General features: G+C 55.8%; 5 protein-coding genes. All 5 read right to left on the reverse strand.

Features of this window, described 5'->3' with window-relative positions:
- Positions 1 to 97: 97 nt before the first annotated feature.
- Positions 98 to 922: an MraY family glycosyltransferase gene (locus Q1K49_RS13170; RefSeq protein WP_300526456.1), complete on the reverse strand. Its 825-nt coding sequence runs from the start codon at positions 920 to 922 to the stop codon at positions 98 to 100.
- An 86-nt stretch (positions 923 to 1,008) separates the two neighbouring features.
- Positions 1,009 to 2,112 (reverse strand): uracil phosphoribosyltransferase, encoded by a 1,104-nt coding sequence (gene upp / locus Q1K49_RS13175; RefSeq protein ID WP_300526460.1) that lies wholly within the window; start codon positions 2,110 to 2,112, stop codon positions 1,009 to 1,011.
- 51 nt (positions 2,113 to 2,163) lie between these two features.
- Positions 2,164 to 3,096 (reverse strand): methylmalonyl Co-A mutase-associated GTPase MeaB, encoded by a 933-nt coding sequence (meaB, locus tag Q1K49_RS13180; RefSeq protein ID WP_300526457.1) that lies wholly within the window; start codon positions 3,094 to 3,096, stop codon positions 2,164 to 2,166.
- Between the two features lie 79 nt (positions 3,097 to 3,175).
- Positions 3,176 to 5,086, reverse strand: coding sequence for a hypothetical protein (locus Q1K49_RS13185; protein WP_300526458.1), 1,911 nt, complete (start codon positions 5,084 to 5,086; stop codon positions 3,176 to 3,178).
- Positions 5,087 to 5,094: 8 nt separating this feature from the next.
- The gene (locus Q1K49_RS13190; RefSeq protein WP_300526459.1) at positions 5,095 to 5,310 is read right to left on the reverse strand and encodes a flagellar biosynthesis protein FliR; all 216 of its coding nucleotides are present in this window, start codon (positions 5,308 to 5,310) and stop codon (positions 5,095 to 5,097) included.
- Positions 5,311 to 5,443 lie beyond the last annotated feature (133 nt).

Consider the following 5,443-nt stretch of genomic DNA (forward strand, 5'->3'; position numbering starts at 1 on the left):
TGAAATGTCTCATCATGTTTCAAGGCGAGTGCGACCGGGGCCATTTTGATTGCTTCCGGCCGTGTTCCCACGACGACACAGACGATTTTTCTCCGCTTCACAAGGAAGGGCCTCCTCCAAGAAGGTAGATTCCGCTGGCGACAAGAGCGATGTGCAAGAGGTTGAGAATGGCCAACACGCCCCATCCATGGAGTCCCGCGTCGAGGAGTCTGTGGTGAAGATGCCCCCTGTCGGGAGAAAAGGGAGAGCGCCCGTGCAAAATACGTCGCACAATGGAGTAGGATGTGTCGAGTATAGGGACCCCACCCAAAAGGAGCAAGAGCAGCGCCACCATGTGAAACGGTATTCTCTGCAGAATCACTCCTGTCTCTTCAACAAGGAGAGCACTCCAGAGAAACCCGAGGAGGGTGCTTCCCCCATCACCGAGGAAGGTCTTTGCCTTGGGGAAATTCCAGAAGAGAATTCCCGCGGAAATACCGAGGAGAAGTCCCCAGAAACTGCCGAACCCAGTGGCTGCTCCAATGGCGAAACTGCTCATGGAGAGAGTCAGACACAGGCCATTCATGCCGTCGATGAGGTTGAAGGCACTTGTGCATCCCGCTATCCAGAAGAGCAGGAGCAGGCGTATTCCGTAAGGAAGCGGAAGCGGGAGAAGAACGAGAAACGCGGCCATAAGATGAAGGGCGAGGCGAAAAAGCGGGGGCAAAGGACGCATATCGTCTATGTAGCCTACGAAGAAAACAAGGCTCGCTCCGGTTGCGAGAGGGACGGACATGGCACCGTTCCCCCAGGCAAGGAGGTTCCAGAGCATCAGTCCGGACCAAAGAGCGAGTCCTCCACCCCGGGGAATATCCTCGGGGTGGGTCTTTCGCTCTCCAGGACGATCGATGATTCGATAACGGGCAGCCAGTCGAATCGTCATGGGGGTAAATGCGATCCCCCAAAACAAGCCGAAAAGAATGGTGCCGGCAAAAAGGGTCCTTACGATCATCTGTGCCATGAAAACGGCTATTTCGTTCCGAAAAGACGATCTCCGGCGTCGCCGAGTCCTGGGACGATGTATCCGTGATCGTTGAGATGTTTGTCAAGGGCCGCCGTAAAAATATCCACCTCGGGATGTCTCTCTCGCACCTTTGCGACTCCTTCGGGTGCGGCAATGAGGCAGACGAGAGAAATCTTCCTTGCCCCCTTGCGTTTCACGAGATCGATGGCGGCCGAGGCGGACCCGCCGGTGGCCAGCATGGGATCAAGGATGTAAATATCCCTTTCCTGGATGTCTCCCGGGAGCTTGCAGTAATACTCGACGGGCTCCAGCGTCTCGGGATCCCGGTAAAGACCGATATGCCCAACTTTGGCGTTGGGAACGAGACGAAGGATACCGTCCACCATGCCCAAACCCGCACGGAGCACTGGAACCACGGCAAGTTTTTTCCCCGAGAGGGTTTTAACGACGGTTCGCTCAAGGGGTGTTTCGACACAGGTTTCTTCAAGTGGGAGGTCCCGTGTTGTCTCGTAGACCATAAGTCCCGCAATTTCTTGCACGAGTTCCCGAAATTCTTTGACACTTGTCCGTTTGTCGCGGATGATAGCGACCTTGTGTTGGATCAACGGATGATCCACCACGATAAAACGTCCCGTTTCAACTCCCGGAACGGGATGCTCCGGCGTATTTCGCCTCTCGTAGTGTTGAATCGACCGCGTTCTCCGCAAATGTCGCTCACCTTCGAAGGAAGTGGAAAGCCAGGCTGTAACGATCTGGCATGCGATTTCTTCACCGAGGATCCGCCCGCCCAGTGCGAGTATGTTGGCGTTATTGTGTTTTCGGCTTGCCTGGGCCTCGAAGACGCCATGACAGAGTGCAGTGTAGGCACCCTTGACCTTGTTGGCTGTGATGGACATACCGATACCCGTTCCGCAAAGAAGGATGCCTCGATCGTAGGTGCCGCTCGCTACTGCCTCTGCCACGGGGATGGCGATATCCGGATAGTCGACGCTCCGCTCCGCCGAGTCGGTCCCGAAATCGTCCACATGATGTCCCAATGACAGAAGAAGATTTTTTACGGATTCTTTCAGAGTAAAACCGGCATGGTCCGCGCCGATGGCGATGTTCATGGCCCCACTTCCCTTCGCGATGTCGTTGCTTTTTTGAGAAGAAATCACCCTTTAAAGCATCTCCTCGAAAACGGTATCCGCCACAGCATAGGGTGTGGTTCTCCGCTCTTCCAAGGCAAGAATGAGATCGGGTGATTTCAGTTTTTCCCAAGAGCGCCCAACCATTCCGGCGATTTCCCGGCGAAGGATTTCCTCTACTTCCATCTCCAATCGTGCCCAGCGACGCCGACGTCCGTCTTCACTACGGAGAAGGAAATCCCGGTGTTGTGCAATGGCTTCCACTACCTCGGGCACCCCTTCGCCACGTTCGGCCACGGTTTTGAGGACGGGCGGTCTCCATGCTTTTTCTCCCAAGAGGTCGAGCATCATTTCCACTTCGCGAACCACCCGTTCAGCTCCATCTCTGTCCGCCTTGTTGACGACGAAGAGATCTGCGATTTCCATGATGCCCGCCTTCATGATCTGGATGTCGTCCCCCATGCCCGGAACAAGGACGAGACACACCGTGTCGGCAATACGCATGATGTCGACTTCGGACTGGCCCACGCCGACCGTTTCGATGAGGACGACATCCTTACCGCAGGCATCGAGAATCAGCGCGGCCTCGTACGTGGCGCGGCTCACGCCCCCAAGGGAGCCTCTTGTTCCCATGCTTCGAATGAAAACGCCGCTCTCCGTGGCATGTTGTTGCATCCGAAGGCGGTCTCCGAGAATGGCACCTCCGGTGAAGGGGCTGGAAGGATCGACCGCGATGACTCCGACGGTTTTTCCTGCATCACGAAGTGATGTGATGATTTTGTCGGTGAGCGTGCTTTTTCCTGCACCGGGACTGCCAGTGATGCCGAGAATCTGCGCTTTCCCCGTGTGGGGATAGATGGAACGCATGATACTTTCGGCAGAGGGTAATTCACTTTCGATAATACTGATGAGTCTTGCGGTGGATCTTGAATCTCCTGCGAGTGCTTTTTGCACCAACGTGTTCAACAGAGTCTCTCCTTTCCCGATGAGGGGTGCTCCCGCCACTGTCTGTTTTCGGCAAGGGCACGAGGTGTCACGTGAGCCCCTATTCCGAGGCACCTTCCTCACTTCGAAGGCCCGATGGCCAGAAGGGAAACCAATCCCGAAGAATGTGTTCGCCGCTGTCGACAAAAACGGAAAGCATGGATCCGCTTGGATATCCCGAAGGGAAGGCGTCGACGGGCAGGGGAAAGCGCATTTCAAGCACGAATGGGTCCGGCTCGGCTACGGTGTCGAGCGTTTCCGAGACGAGAAGTCTTCCACCGGTCAGAAGCATGAGTCGTGCGAGGAAACGTGACGGAATCTGTGAAGGCGCCCAGAGGTGCACTCGAATTCCATTGTGAAGGGCAAGTGCCAGGAGACGACGCAGGTCGTCTCTGGAAAAAGGTATCCCCGTATCCAGGATGATGTCCGTGGGGACAATGCCCATATCCCATCCGGAACGCCGCAGGACGGGAAGCAGAACTCCGCCGTCCTGAAGGACGACACTTCCGGGAAGATCAAGGGTCTTCCCCGGAGCAAGGAGAACCAACGGTGTGATGGCGGAGCGATGAAGAAATCGCACGTTACCTTGCAGCTGTTTTCCCATCCACGCGGCAGATGTGTAGGTGCGTTGCCTACGAAGGATCTCTTGAGCGGGAAATCCCACGTGCCCCTGTAAAATGGCTTCCGGATCGGAGCCATGAGTTACGGAGGGGGTAAAAAGATTGAGCATGAACAGTCCCGCGTTGACGGGCGGGAACGGCTGTCCTTCCCAGAGGTACTTCCCCGATACGTGGAGAGCGAAGGGCCTTCCGTCGAGAACATCCAGGGTCCATGCTCCTTCCAGCCGAACGAGAAGTTCGGGAGGCGTTCCGGATTTCCATGTGTAAAGGTCCCCACGCTCGTCAAGGATGAGAAGGCTACCCCAGGGAGTCCATGCGATGTCCCTGGGCGTTCCCAGTTCATCGATCTCCGCCTCGGTCGTTCTGGTACGTGTGTTCAGAAGGAGAACACGCCCCCTTCCTCGGTCCGCTACGGCAAGGAGTTCTCCCAGGCCGGCAAGTGCGACGGGTTCGAAAGGTTGAAGAAGCGTTCCCGTCTCAGGAGACCAGTTCCAAAGCACCTGGAGAGAGGGAAAGTCAACGAAGGAGAGTCTTCGCTCTCCCCAATCGGCGACGCAAAACGTGTTTCCCGAAAGAGGAACGGCATCGGCGACGAATATACCCAAACTTCCTCGGGGCGTCACATCGCCAGAGAGATGCCCCGTTGCGTCTAGAGAGCCTTCTCCGATATCTCCGTTTCTTCCCACCACGAGGAAGGACTCTCCATTTCTCGGGATGACCGCGACGGGACTGTCCGAAGAGACGATTTGAGGGCGAACTCGCCCCCCTTCCCGCACGATCCAGGTCTTGTTTCCCTCCGTGTCGGCGAGGAAGAACAGGGAGCCTGCGGTCGTCATCTTTCCCATTCCGAGAGGCGTAAAGGGAGTCCATCCGGGAAAGGCGAACGCCCTTTCGGAGGTATGTCGCAAAACGCTGAAGCGTTCCCCCGGGACATCGCCATCAAGAGCTTGTTCAAGAAAACGCACCTCTTCGACAAGAGCTTCGAAAATACGAGAGGGAGCGTGTTCGGCAGGGCGGACCTCAAGGTAATGCGACAATGCCTCTACTGCCGAGGCCGTTTCTCCAAGTCGCCGCAGGATGAGCCCTTTCATGAGGTAGTAGTCCACCAGATAGGTGTTGTTCTGCAGCGCCAGTTCAAGCGAATCCAGCGCTTTCCAATAGCGTTGATGTACCATATAGGAATAGGCGGCGAGAAGGTGGCGTTCCGCTTCCTCTCGTTTTGCTCCCGGCAGGGCCTGAGGAACTGCTTGCGCCATACCGTAATTCCCGGAGAAGACAACAGGGAGTTCAAAGAACACCGAGGAAAGCGACAGCAGGAAGATCACCGCGAGCCGAACACATCGTCGCATCATTCTGCAACCTACCTTCTGCCCAGAATGTCGATTCCAGCAAACGCGTAAAAGGCAAACGCGATGGAAGCAGTGAAGACAAACCCCAGAAGGACCCGCAAATAAAAAACCCAGACAGGACCGCCGGGCCAGATCCCTCGATTGATGTTATTGACACTTCGGGCGAGAAGCAATGCAAGCAGAAAAAGGCCGATGGACAAAAGAGCCTGGACGTTCACACTGGGCATGGTGAAACACCTCCACTTCTTCCAAGAGCATACCAAAAAAAAGCACAAAAAAAAGAGGAGAAACGCTTCTCCTCCTTTTTCGGACGACTCGGATTTCCTGCTTCTGCTTGTGGGATCGGGAAAAAATCAGGTG

This window comes from Aminiphilus sp., from assembly GCF_029975095.1.
Lineage (GTDB): Bacteria > Synergistota > Synergistia > Synergistales > Aminiphilaceae > Aminiphilus.